This is a genomic window from Paraburkholderia sp. EB58 (assembly GCF_050436665.1).
Taxonomy (GTDB): Bacteria; Pseudomonadota; Gammaproteobacteria; order Burkholderiales; family Burkholderiaceae; genus Paraburkholderia.
In genome coordinates this window covers 1-14,184 of sequence record NZ_JBNDMQ010000041.1, presented here as the reverse complement: position 1 = coordinate 14,184, position 14,184 = coordinate 1, and the positions used below count along the sequence as shown (strand labels likewise).

At 62.6% G+C, this 14,184-nt stretch carries 13 protein-coding genes and 2 pseudogenes; 7 read left to right on the top strand and 8 right to left on the bottom strand.

Translation table 11 applies throughout. The annotated features are described in order from the left end of the window. Nucleotides 1-95: 95 nt before the first annotated feature. The 3 genes from P3T40_RS37720 to P3T40_RS37710 all read right to left on the bottom strand — a co-directional run bounded on the left by P3T40_RS37720 (nucleotide 96) and on the right by P3T40_RS37710 (nucleotide 3,665). Nucleotides 96-1,271, bottom strand: coding sequence for a Rieske 2Fe-2S domain-containing protein (locus P3T40_RS37720; RefSeq protein ID WP_429272788.1), 1,176 nt, complete (start codon nucleotides 1,269-1,271; stop codon nucleotides 96-98). Nucleotides 1,272-1,502: 231 nt separating this feature from the next. Beyond that, nucleotides 1,503-2,954: a glycosyltransferase family 2 protein gene (locus P3T40_RS37715; protein WP_429272787.1), complete on the bottom strand. Its 1,452-nt coding sequence runs from the start codon at nucleotides 2,952-2,954 to the stop codon at nucleotides 1,503-1,505. A gap of 108 nt (nucleotides 2,955-3,062) precedes the next feature. Beyond that, nucleotides 3,063-3,665: a cytochrome b gene (locus P3T40_RS37710; RefSeq protein WP_429272786.1), complete on the bottom strand. Its 603-nt coding sequence runs from the start codon at nucleotides 3,663-3,665 to the stop codon at nucleotides 3,063-3,065. Between the two features lie 439 nt (nucleotides 3,666-4,104). Between P3T40_RS37710 and P3T40_RS37705 the strand changes: the two genes are divergently transcribed. The 4 genes from P3T40_RS37705 (at nucleotide 4,105) to P3T40_RS37690 (ending at nucleotide 6,839) form a co-directional block, all read left to right on the top strand. After that, nucleotides 4,105-4,485 (top strand): DUF2946 domain-containing protein, encoded by a 381-nt coding sequence (locus tag P3T40_RS37705; RefSeq protein ID WP_429272785.1) that lies wholly within the window; start codon nucleotides 4,105-4,107, stop codon nucleotides 4,483-4,485. Nucleotides 4,486-4,588: 103 nt separating this feature from the next. Continuing rightward, a complete protein-coding gene (locus P3T40_RS37700; RefSeq protein ID WP_429272784.1) occupies nucleotides 4,589-5,512 on the top strand; it encodes a hypothetical protein in 924 nt (307 codons plus the stop codon). A gap of 17 nt (nucleotides 5,513-5,529) precedes the next feature. After that, a complete protein-coding gene (locus P3T40_RS37695) occupies nucleotides 5,530-5,895 on the top strand; it encodes a copper resistance CopC family protein (RefSeq protein ID WP_429272783.1) in 366 nt (121 codons plus the stop codon). A gap of 2 nt (nucleotides 5,896-5,897) precedes the next feature. Beyond that, the gene (locus P3T40_RS37690; protein ID WP_429272782.1) at nucleotides 5,898-6,839 is read left to right on the top strand and encodes a copper resistance D family protein; all 942 of its coding nucleotides are present in this window, start codon (nucleotides 5,898-5,900) and stop codon (nucleotides 6,837-6,839) included. A 110-nt stretch (nucleotides 6,840-6,949) separates the two neighbouring features. Here P3T40_RS37690 and P3T40_RS37685 read toward each other — a convergent pair whose 3' ends face one another. From P3T40_RS37685 to P3T40_RS37670, 4 genes are all read right to left on the bottom strand, one after another. Further along, nucleotides 6,950-7,741, bottom strand: a complete 792-nt coding sequence (locus P3T40_RS37685; RefSeq protein WP_429272781.1) for a class I SAM-dependent methyltransferase — start codon at nucleotides 7,739-7,741, stop codon at nucleotides 6,950-6,952. Between the two features lie 254 nt (nucleotides 7,742-7,995). Further along, the gene (locus tag P3T40_RS37680) at nucleotides 7,996-9,099 is read right to left on the bottom strand and encodes an SAM-dependent methyltransferase (protein ID WP_429272780.1); all 1,104 of its coding nucleotides are present in this window, start codon (nucleotides 9,097-9,099) and stop codon (nucleotides 7,996-7,998) included. A gap of 84 nt (nucleotides 9,100-9,183) precedes the next feature. Further along, on the bottom strand, nucleotides 9,184-9,972 hold the full coding sequence (locus P3T40_RS37675; protein WP_429272779.1) for a DUF1295 domain-containing protein: 789 nt from the start codon (nucleotides 9,970-9,972) through the stop codon (nucleotides 9,184-9,186). 112 nt (nucleotides 9,973-10,084) lie between these two features. Beyond that, nucleotides 10,085-10,681 (bottom strand): lipocalin family protein, encoded by a 597-nt coding sequence (locus P3T40_RS37670; RefSeq protein ID WP_429272778.1) that lies wholly within the window; start codon nucleotides 10,679-10,681, stop codon nucleotides 10,085-10,087. Between the two features lie 178 nt (nucleotides 10,682-10,859). Here P3T40_RS37670 and P3T40_RS37665 point away from each other — a divergent pair, with 178 nt between their 5' ends. Together P3T40_RS37665 and P3T40_RS37660 are read left to right on the top strand one after the other, a co-directional pair. Next, complete coding sequence (locus tag P3T40_RS37665; protein WP_429272777.1) at nucleotides 10,860-11,921, top strand: DMT family transporter; 1,062 nt, start codon at nucleotides 10,860-10,862, stop codon at nucleotides 11,919-11,921. Nucleotides 11,922-12,086: 165 nt separating this feature from the next. Then, on the top strand, nucleotides 12,087-12,281 hold the full coding sequence (locus P3T40_RS37660; RefSeq protein WP_429272776.1) for a DUF3562 domain-containing protein: 195 nt from the start codon (nucleotides 12,087-12,089) through the stop codon (nucleotides 12,279-12,281). On the opposite strand, the pseudogene P3T40_RS37655 reads toward P3T40_RS37660, so the two are convergent. Continuing rightward, a pseudogene (locus P3T40_RS37655) lies at nucleotides 12,278-13,760 on the bottom strand (PLP-dependent aminotransferase family protein). The gene P3T40_RS37660 and the pseudogene P3T40_RS37655 overlap by 4 nt on opposite strands. A gap of 122 nt (nucleotides 13,761-13,882) precedes the next feature. On the opposite strand from P3T40_RS37655, the pseudogene P3T40_RS37650 reads away from it, so the two are divergent. Next, nucleotides 13,883-14,089: pseudogene (locus P3T40_RS37650) on the top strand (GNAT family N-acetyltransferase); the annotation flags it as partial. Nucleotides 14,090-14,184 lie beyond the last annotated feature (95 nt).

Sequence of the window (14,184 nt, the reverse complement as noted above, 5' to 3'; positions counted from 1 at the left end):
TCCTGAGCAGCCTGTCACCGCGCGGACTGCGGCACCCTGAGATTTCAGGGTGCCGGACGGCGAGGCCAAGGTAAAGGGACCGGGGGCAGACCGCGTTACGTCGTCGCCTCGGCGGGCCCAATCCTCACGCCCTTGAAGTGACCGGCCGCGGGCGGCGCGCCGCACTCGCGCAGCAGCGCACGCAGTTCGTTGATGACCGGGAACACCTCGTGATTCCAGTCCGCCCCTTGCCGGTCGTGCGCTTCCTGTTCACGTTCGACGATCCAGCGGTCTTCCTTGAAAATGCGCTCGGTGAACCAGACCAGCAGCGGCCAGGCGATATCCAGCAGGACCGGAACGCCCGGCTTGCGGATAGACAGCAGACCAAAGGTGCGGTTGGTGCGCTGCTCGGCATCGACCGGCACATAGACGATCCACAGGTTCATCACCAGCGTCGAGTCCGAGGTGCGGATCTGCAGCGTCTGATACGGGTACTGGGTGCGGATGGTCATCACGTCCTTGTCCGCGCCTTGCGTACCTTTACGGCTTTGCCCGAACACCAGCGCCTCGCCAATCGGCTGTTCGCCGGCCATACGCGCAAACGTGTAGTCCACCTCGACCCAGTCGTCGCCGCGCCGGCGTCCAAGCGAACGCGCCCGCATCTGTCCCATCTGCTTGCGGTGCAGGAACTGATGGTTCATGTCCATCAGGTTTTCATGCATGAACGAATAATGGCACTTCACTTCTCGGCCGAAGCGGCGCGTCTTGTAGGCCTTGTCACCCAACGAGGCGAGCGGCGGCAACTGACGCTCCTCCGCCAGCGCGGGATTGCCGGGGAACACGAAAATCAGACCCTGCTCCTCGCGGCACGGATACGAGCGCACGCCGTTGGGCAAACGCTCACGTCCCAGATACGGAATGTCGACGCAGCGGCCGGTGCAATCGTAGGTCCAGCCGTGGTAACAGCAGCGGATCGTTTCGCCGTCCACCACCCCGCCGTGCAGCGGCACCTGCCGGTGCGCGCAGCGGTCTTCCAGCGCGAACGCCTTGCCCGACTCGGTACGCACCAGCACGATCGGCTCGCCGGCGAACGTTACGCCGTGCGCCTTGCCGCGCTTGACCTCGTGCGACCACGCAAGCGGATACCAGTAATCGGGGTGAATTGGGACGCGGCGCAGATCGCGCACAGGCGCGCCGCTGAGCGCCTCAGTGGATAGGTCATCGGCCGCTTCGGCCGGTGCCTCGGTAGGCGCATCGATGGTGGTGCTGTCCAGCGAAGGAACTACATGCATGGGCGACGCCTCCTTGTAGTCTGAAATCTGGGTGGGCCCGTAACTTGCACGGGGAAACCGGCGTAGGAAGTCAGTCTACTAGAAGGTGCGCGATCAATGTTTCTGACAATAACAATACATAGGGTTTCCCGCCAACCCGCCAGCGGTGCTGCAGCGCACATATGGATGTGGCAGCGTGGGCGCGGATCGCACGCCCATCCTTAGTCCTTCGCCGTCTCTTGCGCGAGCCGGTCAGCTCTCGTCAGGCGCCACCAGCCCCGAGCGGCGCTGCGCGCCCCACACGCGGCCACCGCGTAAAAAGTGCAACCAGCCCATCAGGGCGCCGGTATGGCGAAGCAACTGGAACGTGAACGGTTCGACAATCGCCGCCACCACGGCCAGTCCCAGGTTCGAGCCAACCCGTTGACCGGTCCAGCGGCGGTACAGATGAATGCACCACACATAGAAGGCCAGATCGATGGCAATCTTGGCGCCGATTACGCTAAAAATCGACAGCACAAGCGTCCCATGCCCGCCGAACAAAAAGCCGAGTAGTAGCACGAAGGCGGTCAGGCCGTAGATCGGCTGCATCGTATCGATCGCCTTGACCGGCAGCATCAGCATACCGAGCGTGCCGTAGCGCGGATTGCCCGTCATATCGCGATTCCAGTATTGCGTCTGCAAAAAGCCCGCAAACCAGCGGCGCCGTTGCCGCAGGAAACTGCCGAGCGTGCCGGGCGCATCGGTTCGTCCCTGTGCGTCGCCCACCACCCGCACATCCCAGCCGAGCCCATGATCGACCGAATAGCGACGCAGCCGATGGATCAGCTCGTAGTCTTCCACCAGGCACTGCGGGTCGAATCCGCCCACGTCGACGAGTGCCGTGCGCTTGAACGAGGCGAATGCGCCCGAGATCAACAGCAGGCTGTCGGCGCGCATCCATGCAAAGCGGGCGATGAAGTTGCGCATGTACTCATAAGTCTGGAACCACTGGAACACGCGCCCCGAAACGGTTTTGCCGCAGACAGGCACGAGGATGCCCGCCGCCGCCACGAGTTTCGGCTCGTCCGCGAAAGCCACCCGCATCGCATAGGTGGCGTCGTCGTCGAGCAGCGTATCGGCGTCGACGGTCATCACCGTTTCCGTGGTCATCACCGTGATGGCCGCGTTCAGCGCGCGCGCCTTGCCGCCGTGCGGCACCCGCAGCCAATAGAGGTTCGGGTGAAGCCTACTCGGTGCGCTCAGTTCACCGTCCGGCGCCGCTGTCAGGCCAAAGCGCCCGGTTAGCAGCGCGCCGGTGCCATCAGTCGAGCCGTCGTCGGCAATCACGATCTGCGCGGGGCCGTGCGTTTGCCGCAGCAGCGCGGCGAGCGTGACCGGCAACACCGCCGCTTCGTTATGCGAGGCGACGATCACGCCCATGCTCGGCAAGCTGCGCGGGTTCGCGGCCGGATCGAGCGGCGTCGGCGATCGCATGAGCGGCAGCGTCTTGACCGTGACAAACACGAGCAGCAAGGTGTCGTAGACCACGTACGCAATACCCGTCGACCACGCCACCACGCCTTGCAGGAAAAACGCTCGGGCAAAGAGCAGCAACCACAGCACTACAACGCTGAGATGGATCATTGTGCTCAACAGCGTGGTGGGGCGCGGCACAATACGGGGCGATGCGAGCGCTAAAGCTTGTTCCAGAGTTCTCTTCAAAATAGCTGCTGAATCTGTCGGTACTGCGGGGTTAATGGTGGAGCCTGCCGCGGTGCAAATCTGCTGGTGCAACCGGCCGCTAAAGCATGCGGGGTGAAATCGCCGTCCTCAAGGAATCATGCGCTTTAACACGGACTTGCGATCAATCCACTCGTGTTTGAGCGCACCGCCCACGTGCATCGCAAGCAGTGCGTAGAGCGCATAACCAAGCCAGGTGTGCAATGCGCCGAAGCGGTCGTGCAGGGTTTCCTTGAGCGTCGGGTCGAGGTTCATGATGTAGCCGATACGCGGCCATGGAACCAGGTTGAACAAATGCATCGGATGCGTCGCCGCATCTTTCCAGGCCGAGTCGTGCATCCAGCCGGACAGCGGCAAGCCGATCATCAGCAGATAAAGCAGGAAATGCGCAAAATGCGCAGCAATCCGCTCCCATGCGGGAAACGCCTCCGGCAAGGGCGGCGGCCGATGCGAGACGCGCCACAGGATACGCAGCAGCACGAGACCGAGCACGGTGATGCCAATCGACTTATGCGTGTCGATCACCGGACGCACCCAGTCGTCGGGCAGCGAATCGGCGCTCAAACCGAGCGCCACGTTGCAGATGATCAGGAGCGCGATGATCCAGTGCAGCACCATGGCCGTGCGGGTGTAGCGCGAGACGGCCTGGACGCTGGTCGTGTCGGTAAGGGGAGAGTTGGCCTGAGTGCTCATCGGTAATTCCGTCTGAAATTGTGCGCTGATGCGAAAGCTATTTGAAATTAACAATCGGCAAATGAAGCGGGCAAGAAAGTCGGCGTTTGCCTGCAACGCGACAGCGGCCATTTATGCAAACGCTGCGCTGCGGCGATTTATTCCGTGCGCGCGGATGAAATGATTTCCGTCCGTTTCGATAACGGCCCATCGCAGCGGGCACGCTGCCCCAGTAGTTTGCCCTGTTCGGGTTGCCGAAATTCTACGAAGAACACTGCCAAAGCCACAATCTTCCTACGAAACGGCCTCGCGCGTACGCCTGTCGCCCGCTACGCGTTGCCGCGGCCCACTTAACGCACGCCGTGAAGATGTTGGACATGCGGCGCTTGCATATATTCATCGCGGACAGCGTGGCATAATCTGCGCCAATCATCGCTTCCTCTCGTGCTCGACGCGCAGCATGCTTCGTCTCCGCCTTCAGAAAATCGGCAGCTTGTTGGGATTGCTTGCAATCCTGATGAGTACGCTTGCGCCGACCGTTTCGCAGGCGCTCGCAGCACACGACCGGTTGGGCGAGGCACTGGCAACCTACTGTTCTGCCGACCCGGCGAACAGCCAGCTCGGGCACGACAGCAACTCATCCCACTCCTCCGCATTCCACTGGCAAGCCTGCGCGTATTGCGGCATGCTCGCCCACGTGCCGGTGCTGCCGGGCACAGCTACTGCGTTCCTCGCCGAACTATCGGTTGCGCGGGCACCGGTTGCCGTCACGCGTGATGCAGCCTACGTCCCCCTCTTTTATAGCGCGGCCCAGCCGCGCGCGCCCCCCGTCCTCTCCTGATCCGATCCATAGACGAACCGTGTCCGCGCTGCGCGAGCAGTCGCGGAATGTCGCCGCGCATCCAGGCAGCGACTGATCAGGACAACTAGAGAGGAAAAAGATCATGCGTACGCTTTTGAAACGGCACGCGGCGCCCGCACGCGTCGCCTTCATGGCGGCGGCCGGCGCCGCCTGTCTCGCCGGTTCACCGGCTGCTTCAGCCCACGCGGTGGTTGGCGACCGGATCTTCCCCGCCACGATGACAGTCGACGACCCCGGCGTCGACGACGAATTCGACACACAGTTCGGCCATATCAAGACTCCCGACGACAATGGCGACAACATGAACGTCAACACCGTTTCGTACGAGTGGGACAAAACGATCACGCAGAATTTCCAGTTCAGCGTCTCGAGCCAGTACGTCAGCCAGAACGATCCGAATGGAGGCTCCGCCAAAGGTTGGGATAACTTGACGGTTGGCGTGAAGTACATGGTCTACGCGAACGCGCAGCATGAATTTATGGCGTCGGTCGGGCTCGATACGGAAATCGGCGGCACTGGCGCGAAGTCGATCGCGAACTCGTTTTCGACTTTCTCGCCGACGGTCTATTTGGGCAAGGGCTTCGGCGACCTGCCCGCGTCGCTCAACTACCTGAAGCCGTTCGCGATCACTGCCGAGATTGGACCGAACCTGACGACCGCCTCATCGGCTATGGGACCGGACTCGTTCGGCTGGGGCACGACCCTGCAGTACAGCATCCCGTATCTGCAAGATCACGTGAAGGATTTAGGGCTCCCGCAACCGCTCGCGGGCGCGTACCTCGTCGTCGAAGCGCCGATGGCCACCTGCACAGCGGGTGCCTGCGCGGGTCAAACGACTGGGACGATCAACCCCGGCGTGTTGTGGCTCAACCGCTGGGGGCAATTCGGCGTCGAAGCGCAGATTCCCGTCAACCACCTGACCGGCAACCATGTCGGCGTACTGTTCGACGCCCACCTGTTCCTCGACGACATTTTCCCGAGCTCCATCGGCAAACCTCTTTTCTGATTCAGGATACCGCTCTCATGAAACTCCATACAACCGCACGCGCCGCCGTTGCCGCACTGATGATCGCAGGGTGCCAGCTGGCACACGCACACGCGTTCCCGACCCACCAGGCGCCGGGCGCAGGCGCGACCGTTGCCACGTCGCAGAAGGATGTGGCGATTGATTTCGATGACGGCCTCGAGCCGGCCTTCAGTTCTATTACCGTGACAGATGCGCAGGGTAAGCCGGTGACAAGCGCCAAGGCCGTGGTCGATCCGTCGAACAAGAAGCGCATGTCGGTGGCGCTGAACCCGCTCACGCCGGGTGTCTATTCGGTCGCATGGGTGGCTGTCGCAGAAGACGGGCACCGCACGCAAGGTCACTACACCTTCACGGTTAAGTGACGGTGGATCCGCTCGTCGTCCTGCAGATCGTGGTCGCGGCCGCGCAAGATATGTTGTTGGCCGCCGCGGTCGGGATGCTCGCATGCAGTGCGATGCTCGGGCGGCAACAACAGGGCTGCCCGGCTGCTTCGACTGCACTCGGCCGCTCGCGATTCGCTGCGCTTGGCGTGCTCGTGCTGGCCTGCGGCCTGTATCTGTGGCTGCAGGCTGCGGTGATGGGCGGCACGCCGTTCAGCGAAGCGGGGCCCATCGTGAGTGCCGTGTTGACGCAATCGCACTTTGGTGTTGCCTGGTCGGTGGGTTTTGTCGGCGCGGTGTTCGCTTGCCTCGGTGGTACGCGGCACAGTCGCACTTCTTGGGGGCTGGCAGCGGCGGGCATGGTCGTCTATGTGGCGGGTAAGGCTGCTTCAAGTCACGCTGCCGATGCCGGCGATTTCACGCTGCGTGAAGCGGTGCACGTCCTGCATCTGGGGGCGACGGCAGTGTGGGCGGGCAGCGTGATCGTCGCGGCGCCGGTGCTGTGGCGTTGGAATGCAGCGGCGTCGGAGGACATATCTGGGGAGGCCCGCAGTCAGTCGGCAAACCTCGTGGCGTTTTGCGCGCGGTTGTCACACCTGGCGACCATCGCGCTTGCTGTGGTGATCGTGACCGGCATCTATAACGCCACGCAGGACACAGCGCACCTCACCGCACCCTTGCTTGGCGTGCTGTATGGACGCGTGCTGACGCTCAAGCTGGCATTCGTCACGCTGGCGGTGCTGCTAGGGGGCTACAACCGGATGATCTATCTGCCGCGCCTGCAACACACCGTTGCTGATAGCGGTCCCGCATATCGCGATGCACAGCGCAGCTTCGATCGGCTTCTAGCGGTCGAAGCGGTTGCGATGGTGGCCGTATTGGCTGTGGCCGGCGTGTTGGGCCACACGTCGCCTTCTGGCGGTTAGATGTACAGGATGCGCCAGCACCAGTACGTTGGCGCGTCCGTTCACCGCCCGATGTGCGGAAACCTATGCCAAGGTGGTCGCCTGAGGCTACCGCAACCACGTCACCTCACTCAACGTCGTGCGATCAGCGCTATAGATTCCACGCGCTCGTCCAGCCAGCCATCGACCGCATGCGCTGCGAGCAACTGCCCCGCGCGCTCCAGCAGTTCATCGAGCCGCGTGCCCAGGCGCTCACGTGAGAGACTCGACATCGATAGCGCCCGCGCGATCAGCGAGTCCAGCGCCACGCGCCGCTTCTCGATGATCGACACGCGCTCCAGCACGGCGAACGCCGACTTCAGCAACACGGTTTCGTGGCTCTCCCAACTATCGGATTTTCGCTGCTCGCGCGCCGGATCGGCTTTTGCGTACTCATCGAGCAACGCTCGGTACGAAGCGTGCCACGGTGTCGACGAATCGTCGGGATGCGAGGTCGCAAACAGCACCACGGCGCCCGCGGGATCGATCAGTTGATCGAGCCGCGCGAGCGTATCGGGCCGGTCCATCCAGTGAAAGGCACGGCCAACCACGGCAATCTGGAAACGGCCCCACTCCGGCGACAGATCGTACGAACTGCCCAGCCGGTATTCGATGTTCGGCGCAATGCCGAGCCCAAGATCGGCGGCGATGCGCAACATTTCCGGTTCGGGGTCGAGCGCGACGCCTGTGTCCACCCACGATGAAAACGCCAGAGACAGTTGCCCCGGTCCGCAGCCAAGATCGAGCAGCCGTTGCGTGCCGTCGAGCTTGCACGCTTCGGCTACACGGCGGATCAGGCGTGGCGAATAGGCTGGCCGGCCACCTAAGTAGTGAGCGGCGTTGGCCTTGAAACGGTCAGGGATGAAGGGGATGGGCGCGACCATAGATGGTTCCGTTGAAGCCCCGCTAACAGGACGACGAGGCGTTACGCAGTCCACAAAGTATGACGCCGCGCGGGGTTCGCTGTCGAGGAGGCCCTGTGCGGGGACCCGATCAGGCTGCGCCGAGACGTCGTGTGGCGGCAGCGCATCGAGCGGGAGTGCCGCACGCGCGGCCGACAAGTCACTCCGTTGCGCCGCCCCCGGTTGGAACCGGCCGCCCTTCCGACACCAATCCGCCCACGCCCGCTCGCTGCAACTCAGCGCTTCTCGAAGCGATAGTGCCCGACACCCCACTCGTCGCCGTTCGCGTAGCCGAACAGTTCGGCCACGGCCATGTAGAACATGCGCCAGCGCTGCAACCAGAGCGCCGCATCTCGCGCGCCGTAGGTGTCGACGAGCATCGGCAACACGTGATCTTTGGCTGCGTCTAACGCGGCCAGCCAATGGTTCGCCGTGCGCTCGTAGTGCGTACCGCTGATCCACCACTGCCGCTCTATACGCAGATCGTCCTGGAAGTTGAGGAGCAGATTCTCCGAAGGCATCGTGCCGCCGGTGAAAAAATACTTCGACATCCAGTCTCTGCCATCCTGCACGTGGAAGTGATAAGCCAGCGTGCGATGCACGAAGATGTGCACGAACAGCTTCGCGTCGTCGCGCATCCAGCGCGCAATCTTCGCGAGCAAGAGGCCATAGTTCTTCATGTGCTCGAACATCTCGATCGACACCACCCGGTCGAAGCCACCTGCGAGTTGTGCCTCGGCGAACTCGAAGTCGACAATATTGCCGGTGACGACCTCGAGATTCGTCAGGCCGCGCTCCGCCGCCTGGCCTTCGATAAATGCACGCTGACCATGCGAGTTCGATAGCGCGACGATCTGCGAATTCGGATAGCGTGCCGCGAGCCATAGCGACAACGAACCCCAGCCGCAGCCGAGATCCAGCACACGCTGGCCGTCTTCCAGTTCGGCGCGGGTCGCATACAGTTCGAACATCGCGGTTTCAGCCTGCGCGAGCGTCTCCTTACCTTCCGGGTACAAACAGCATGAGTACTTCAGATGCGGTCCCAGATGCGCATGAAAGAACGACGCAGGTACTTCGTAGTGCTGTGTGTTCGCGGCTTGGGTTTCGATGGCGATTGGACTCGAACGCAGGTCATCGAGCAGACGATTGAGCCGTCGCGCACGCAGCTCGCCATTGTGGATGGCCTCGTCGCGCAGACGCTGCCCCAGCAGTTGGCGCATCCCGAGCCGGATCAGCGGGTCGGGCAGCCAACCGCGTTCGCAGCAGCGGATCAGCCAGCCGTCGTCTGGGGTGGCCGGAGCCGCAGGCGGCAGGGTGCGGTCAAAGGTCAAGAGGCTCATGGGGCTGGCTCCTTTTATGTCGCAACGCCGGGTCAGCCGGCATCTCGTTGGTCTCGTTGTGATGGCATCGAATGGATCAAGCGGCTACTCGCCCGCCGAGCGCCGCGGCGGCCACGGAATCAAGGCATTCGTGGTGCGCATGTATTCGGCGTAACCGGCCCGCGTTTTCGCGAGACTGGCTTCGAGCAACGGGATACCCGAGAGCTTCAGCAACAGCCACGCCATCAGCACGGGCGGCAGAAGCGTCAGCCAGATCCACGGCGAGCCGATCGACAGCAGGATGTACGACACCCAGTGCACGCATTCGAAAAAGTAGTTCGGGTGCCGCGAGTAGCGCCATAGCCCCACGCGGCAGACCTTGCCGCGGTTGGAGGGATCGTTCTTGAAGCGGCGCAACTGACGGTCCGCGAGTCCCTCGCCCGTAACTGAGGCAATCCAGACCGCCACCGCCAGCAGGATCCATACAGTGGCCGGCTCGCTCGAGCGATATGCAGGCACCAGAAACGCCACGGAGAGCAGCATCGAAATCACGACCTGCAACTGGAAAAACCAGAACATCCGGCGCGGTGCAGCGTCGCCCCACGCCTCGCGAAAACGGTGATAACGCGCATCTTCCGGCTGGCCGAAATTACGCCGCCACAGATGCGTACCCAGGCGCGCCCCCCAGATCAGGCCCCCTAGCGCGGCGAGCGCGCGGGTGGACGGATCGCCCGTGCCAAGTACCGCGTACAGCACCGCTACGGTGCCGAGCGAATACACCCAGACTGGATCGATCATGCCCGCATTTTCCGATTTCAGTTGCCACGCCCAGACGGCGGAAAACACGAGCACGAGCCCGACCAGAGCAATCACGGCGGCGGCTACAGGCGGCATGGCATCCTCGTCCAGGGGCGATGCAGGTTTATACGCAGGCAGCTAGGCAATGGATGCGGCGCGCGGGGGCAGCAGGAGCGCCGAGGTATCGCGTCGTGGCCGCCGCCTGGTGCTAGTTCTTGTCCCCTGACGAGGCAAAGCCCGGCATGCCGATTTGCTCGGGCCGCTGCGGCACTCGCCTGAAGCGCGAGGTGTCGTAGCCCATCTGGTCGAGCTTCGCCAACATGGCGTGATACGTGTCGTCGCTCATCTCGGGGTCGCGCGAAAAGATCCAGCCGAGATTCTTGCCCGGATAACCCAGGATCGTGTAACGGTAATCCGGATCGACGTATAGCGTGAGCTGCGTGAAACGGACCGGCCAGAACACCTGAACGCTCCATTGCCCACCCGCACTGCCCGGCACCGGCGTATCGAGGAACTGATAGTGCTTCAGCGGCGCGTCAAAGCCGCCCTTATGGGCGAAATATGAGTCGTCGATCTTTCCGTCGGCGCGCAATTTCCATTCCGCGTAACTGCCCATGAAGCCGCGTTCGGCAAAGTACGGAATGTTGGCGATGATGTACCAGCGCCCCATGTAGCGCGGCAGATCGACCGGCACGGTTTGGAGCGGCACACCGGCGCGCGGATTAGGGTTGGGCGGGTCGCCAGAGCAGCCATTCAGCACGAATAGCAGGAAAACGGCGGCAGCAGCACAGGCAAAACGGCGCATGGTGGCCTCGGACGTCGTGACGATATGTCTATTACGTTCGGGGCAAGCTGTCGGATGCGCTCGCCGGGTAATGCCGTCACCGCCCGCCGAGCGGATTGCTACACTATCTGTCAATCAGGACCATTCATAGCGCCGCCACCCGCAGCGCGCAGCGCGCAGCACCAGGACTTTTGCACCCATGTCTGCCCGTCTCAACGCGCCATTCACCGCGCTTCTCGCCGCAGCGTTATTCGGCGCGACCACGCCGCTTGCCAAAGCATTGCTCGGCACGCTGTCGCCGTTCATGGTGGCGGGCCTGTTCTATCTCGGCAGCGGGATCGGTCTTGCCATCACTATCCTCGTCCGCCGATTGAGCCTCAGCACGCACGAGCGAGCCAACGCAGGTCAGATACCGCTGCGCGAAGTCCCATGGCTGCTCGGCGCAATCGCCACGGGCGGCGTCGCCGGTCCCGCACTGCTGATGCTCGGCCTGCACTCAACGCCAGCCGCCACCAGTTCACTGCTGCTGAACCTCGAAGGGGTCTTCACCGCGTTGATTGCGTGGATCGTGTTTCGTGAGAACGTCGACGTGCAGGTGTTTCTCGGCATGGCCGCGATTGTCGCCGGCGGTGTGGCGTTGTCGTGGCATCCGGGCGCTGCGGGCTTGCCGCTCGGCGCCATGCTGGTCGCTGCAGCATGCGGATGCTGGGCGATCGACAACAATCTCACGCGCAAGGTCTCGACCCACGACGCAATGGTGATCGCGTGTCTGAAAGGGGTGGTCGCAGGTTCGGTGAACTTCGCGATCGCCTTGCTGCTCGGCGCGAAGCTCCCCCATGTCGCCACTATGGCGGTTGCCATGGTGACCGGATTCGCAGGTTATGGGGTCAGTCTGGTGCTGTTTGTGGTCGCGCTGCGCAACCTCGGCACGGCGCGTACTGGCGCGTATTTTTCAGTGGCGCCGCTGTTCGGCGTCACCCTCTCGCTGATCCTCTGGCCCGCAATGCCGCCACTCCTGTTCTGGGTCGCTGCGGCCCTGATGGCGCTCGGCATCTGGTTGCATATCCGCGAGCGCCACGATCATCCGCATACGCATCGCGCGCTGGAGCACAATCATCGGCACCGTCATGATGAACATCACCAGCACGAACATGATTTCGAGTGGGACGGCCAGGAACCGCATGCGCATCCTCACCGCCATATTCCGATCACGCATTCGCACGCGCATTTCCCAGATATTCATCATATCCACTCGCATTGAACGAAGGCATCGCGGCTTGCGATCGCTCCCTTTCGTAATTGCAAGCAAAAACGTGTCTGAAGCAGATACGTGATAGGACGATTCAATTGGCGTGATGGCCGAACGCATCCTGTAATGAAACTCCTGTTGTCTGCAGTTGCCCCCCTGCCGAACCCGGAGAACCTCATGGCTCAGCCCCAGACCAACGTTGACGAAGTCGTAAAGTCCATCGCCGCGGAAACCAACACGCCCACGGAAACGGTCTCGAAGATCTACGCCGACACTTTGGCCGACTACAAAACTGACGCCCGCGTGTTCGATTACATGCCGCTATTGGTGGCCAAAAAAGTGCGCGACACGTTGCGACAATCGCGCAGTTAGACACGCCCGCGATCCAGCGACCGTACGATCTGCGCAAGCCTTGCGACTAACGCGTCCGCGGCTTCCGGCGCGATGCCGGCATACCCCAGCATAAAGCCGTTGTAGCGCGTGCTATCCGTTGCGGGATCGCAGTACGTGCTCAGCGGTGCGATAGTCAGGCCATGCGCGCGCGTGGCGATGGTCACGTCCGCATCGACAAGCGGCGCATCGAGACGAACCGTCAGATGCATGCCGCCGCTATCGGACGAAACGGTGACAAGATCCCCCATGTGCCGTTCGAGCGCAGCCACGAGCGCGGCGCGGCGTTGCTGATAAATCCGCCGCATGCGTCGCAGGTGACGGGCGTATTTGCCGCTCTCGATGAAATCGGCCAGCGCCATCTGTTCAGCCACTGGGCCTTGGCGAGCGATCTCGCTATGCGCAGCGTGAACCTCCTGCGCCACGTGGGCCGGCACGATCATGAACCCCCATCCGCAAAGCCGGAAAAATCGTCTTGCTGAAGGTGCCCAGGTAGATGACGGGCGCGTTCTCCGCCAGCCCCTGGATAGAGGGCAACGGTGGCCCGTTGTGGCGGAGCTCGCTGTCGTAATCGTCCTCGATGATCCACGCGCCGCGTTCGATCGCATGCTCGATGATCGACCAGCGGCGCGCAAGGCTCAACACGCTGCCGAGCGGGTACTGATGCGATGGCGTGATGTAGATCAGATGCGGCGGCGTGCGCTGCCAGTGCTCTTCAGTCGGCGCGATCCCCGCGGCATCGACGGGAATGGGCTGGAGGCTCAGCCCTGCGGCCTGAAACGCAGCTTTCGCACCGTGATAGCCGGGGTCCTCCATCCAGACGCGCTCGCCCGGATCGGCCAGCATGCAGGCGCATAGATCAAGGCTCGCCTGAGTGCCCGAGGTGATGAACACCTGCTCGGCAGAACAGCGCACGCCGCGCGACACCCGCACATATTCGGCAATCGCTCGACGCAAGGCGGGATGTCCCGCGTTATTGCGGTAGTCGAGTTCACGCGGGTCAATCGAACGCCAGGCGCGCTCCATGCAACTGCGCCATTGGGCCATCGGAAATTCGTTTAGCGCGGGCACGCCAGGGCGAAACGGCGTGGGGTCGTTCGCGCGAGTGCGCTCGCGCGGCAGATCGGCCACGCGGCGCGACAACTTGCTGAGCGGCACACCCGCGCTGTCGACCTGCGCCGCAGGCGGCAACGCTGCGCGGCTCACCATGCATACCACGGAGCCGTGACGGCTCGTGTTAACAAAACCCTCTTCGGTGAGCCGCTCGTACGCATAGAGCACCGAATTGCGTGCAATCCCAAGCTGCTCGGCGAGCGAACGGGTGGGGATGAGCTGACTACCGTGCCGAATGTCGCCGTCGAGAATGGCCCGGCGCAAACTTTCGTAGAGCAGGTTCTGCTGCGTAAGCTTGCGGCCGCCCAGTTGCTTCGCGAAGTTCGACATCAACAGGCCGTAGTCCAAATGCGTGGCTCTAGGTTTTTGTGGTTGCGTGGAGCTAACAATGGTGCCACAAATTTCTTAAGCTGATGGGATAGTCATGCCGCAACAACTCTCTCACGATATGCAAACAAGGAGCCCCGCTCGTGACGCAATCGATCCAGATTCGCCCTGTGACCACCGCCGATTTCCCCGCCTGGTTGCCGCTATGGGACGCCTATAACGCTTTCTATGGGCGATCCGGCGAGACGGCGCTACCCCGCGATATCACGCTTCTTACGTGGACGCGCTTTTTCGATGGTTATGAGCCAATGCATGCGATGGTCGCGGAGCGCGACGGTCAACTGCTAGGCCGAATGGCACTTACTTAAGCCAGCATGGAGGAGAAGACGCGGGTAAGTACTTGAAGAGAAACGGAGGAGGCTGATCCAGGGATTGATAGGATGGT

What these genes read in the sequence shown, in the direction of transcription:
- P3T40_RS37685 (WP_429272781.1), bottom strand. Translation starts at nt 7,741, where the DNA reads ATGGTCGCGCCCATCCCCTTCATCCCTGACCGTTTCAAGGCCAACGCC.
- P3T40_RS37710 (WP_429272786.1), bottom strand. Translation starts at nt 3,665, where the DNA reads ATGAGCACTCAGGCCAACTCTCCCCTTACCGACACGACCAGCGTCCAG.
- P3T40_RS37680 (WP_429272780.1), bottom strand. Translation starts at nt 9,099, where the DNA reads ATGAGCCTCTTGACCTTTGACCGCACCCTGCCGCCTGCGGCTCCGGCC.
- P3T40_RS37705 (WP_429272785.1), top strand. Translation starts at nt 4,105, where the DNA reads ATGCTTCGTCTCCGCCTTCAGAAAATCGGCAGCTTGTTGGGATTGCTT.
- P3T40_RS37665 (WP_429272777.1), top strand. Translation starts at nt 10,860, where the DNA reads ATGTCTGCCCGTCTCAACGCGCCATTCACCGCGCTTCTCGCCGCAGCG.
- P3T40_RS37720 (WP_429272788.1), bottom strand. Translation starts at nt 1,271, where the DNA reads ATGCATGTAGTTCCTTCGCTGGACAGCACCACCATCGATGCGCCTACC.
- P3T40_RS37660 (WP_429272776.1), top strand. Translation starts at nt 12,087, where the DNA reads ATGGCTCAGCCCCAGACCAACGTTGACGAAGTCGTAAAGTCCATCGCC.
- P3T40_RS37675 (WP_429272779.1), bottom strand. Translation starts at nt 9,972, where the DNA reads ATGCCGCCTGTAGCCGCCGCCGTGATTGCTCTGGTCGGGCTCGTGCTC.
- P3T40_RS37670 (WP_429272778.1), bottom strand. Translation starts at nt 10,681, where the DNA reads ATGCGCCGTTTTGCCTGTGCTGCTGCCGCCGTTTTCCTGCTATTCGTG.
- P3T40_RS37695 (WP_429272783.1), top strand. Translation starts at nt 5,530, where the DNA reads ATGAAACTCCATACAACCGCACGCGCCGCCGTTGCCGCACTGATGATC.
- P3T40_RS37700 (WP_429272784.1), top strand. Translation starts at nt 4,589, where the DNA reads ATGCGTACGCTTTTGAAACGGCACGCGGCGCCCGCACGCGTCGCCTTC.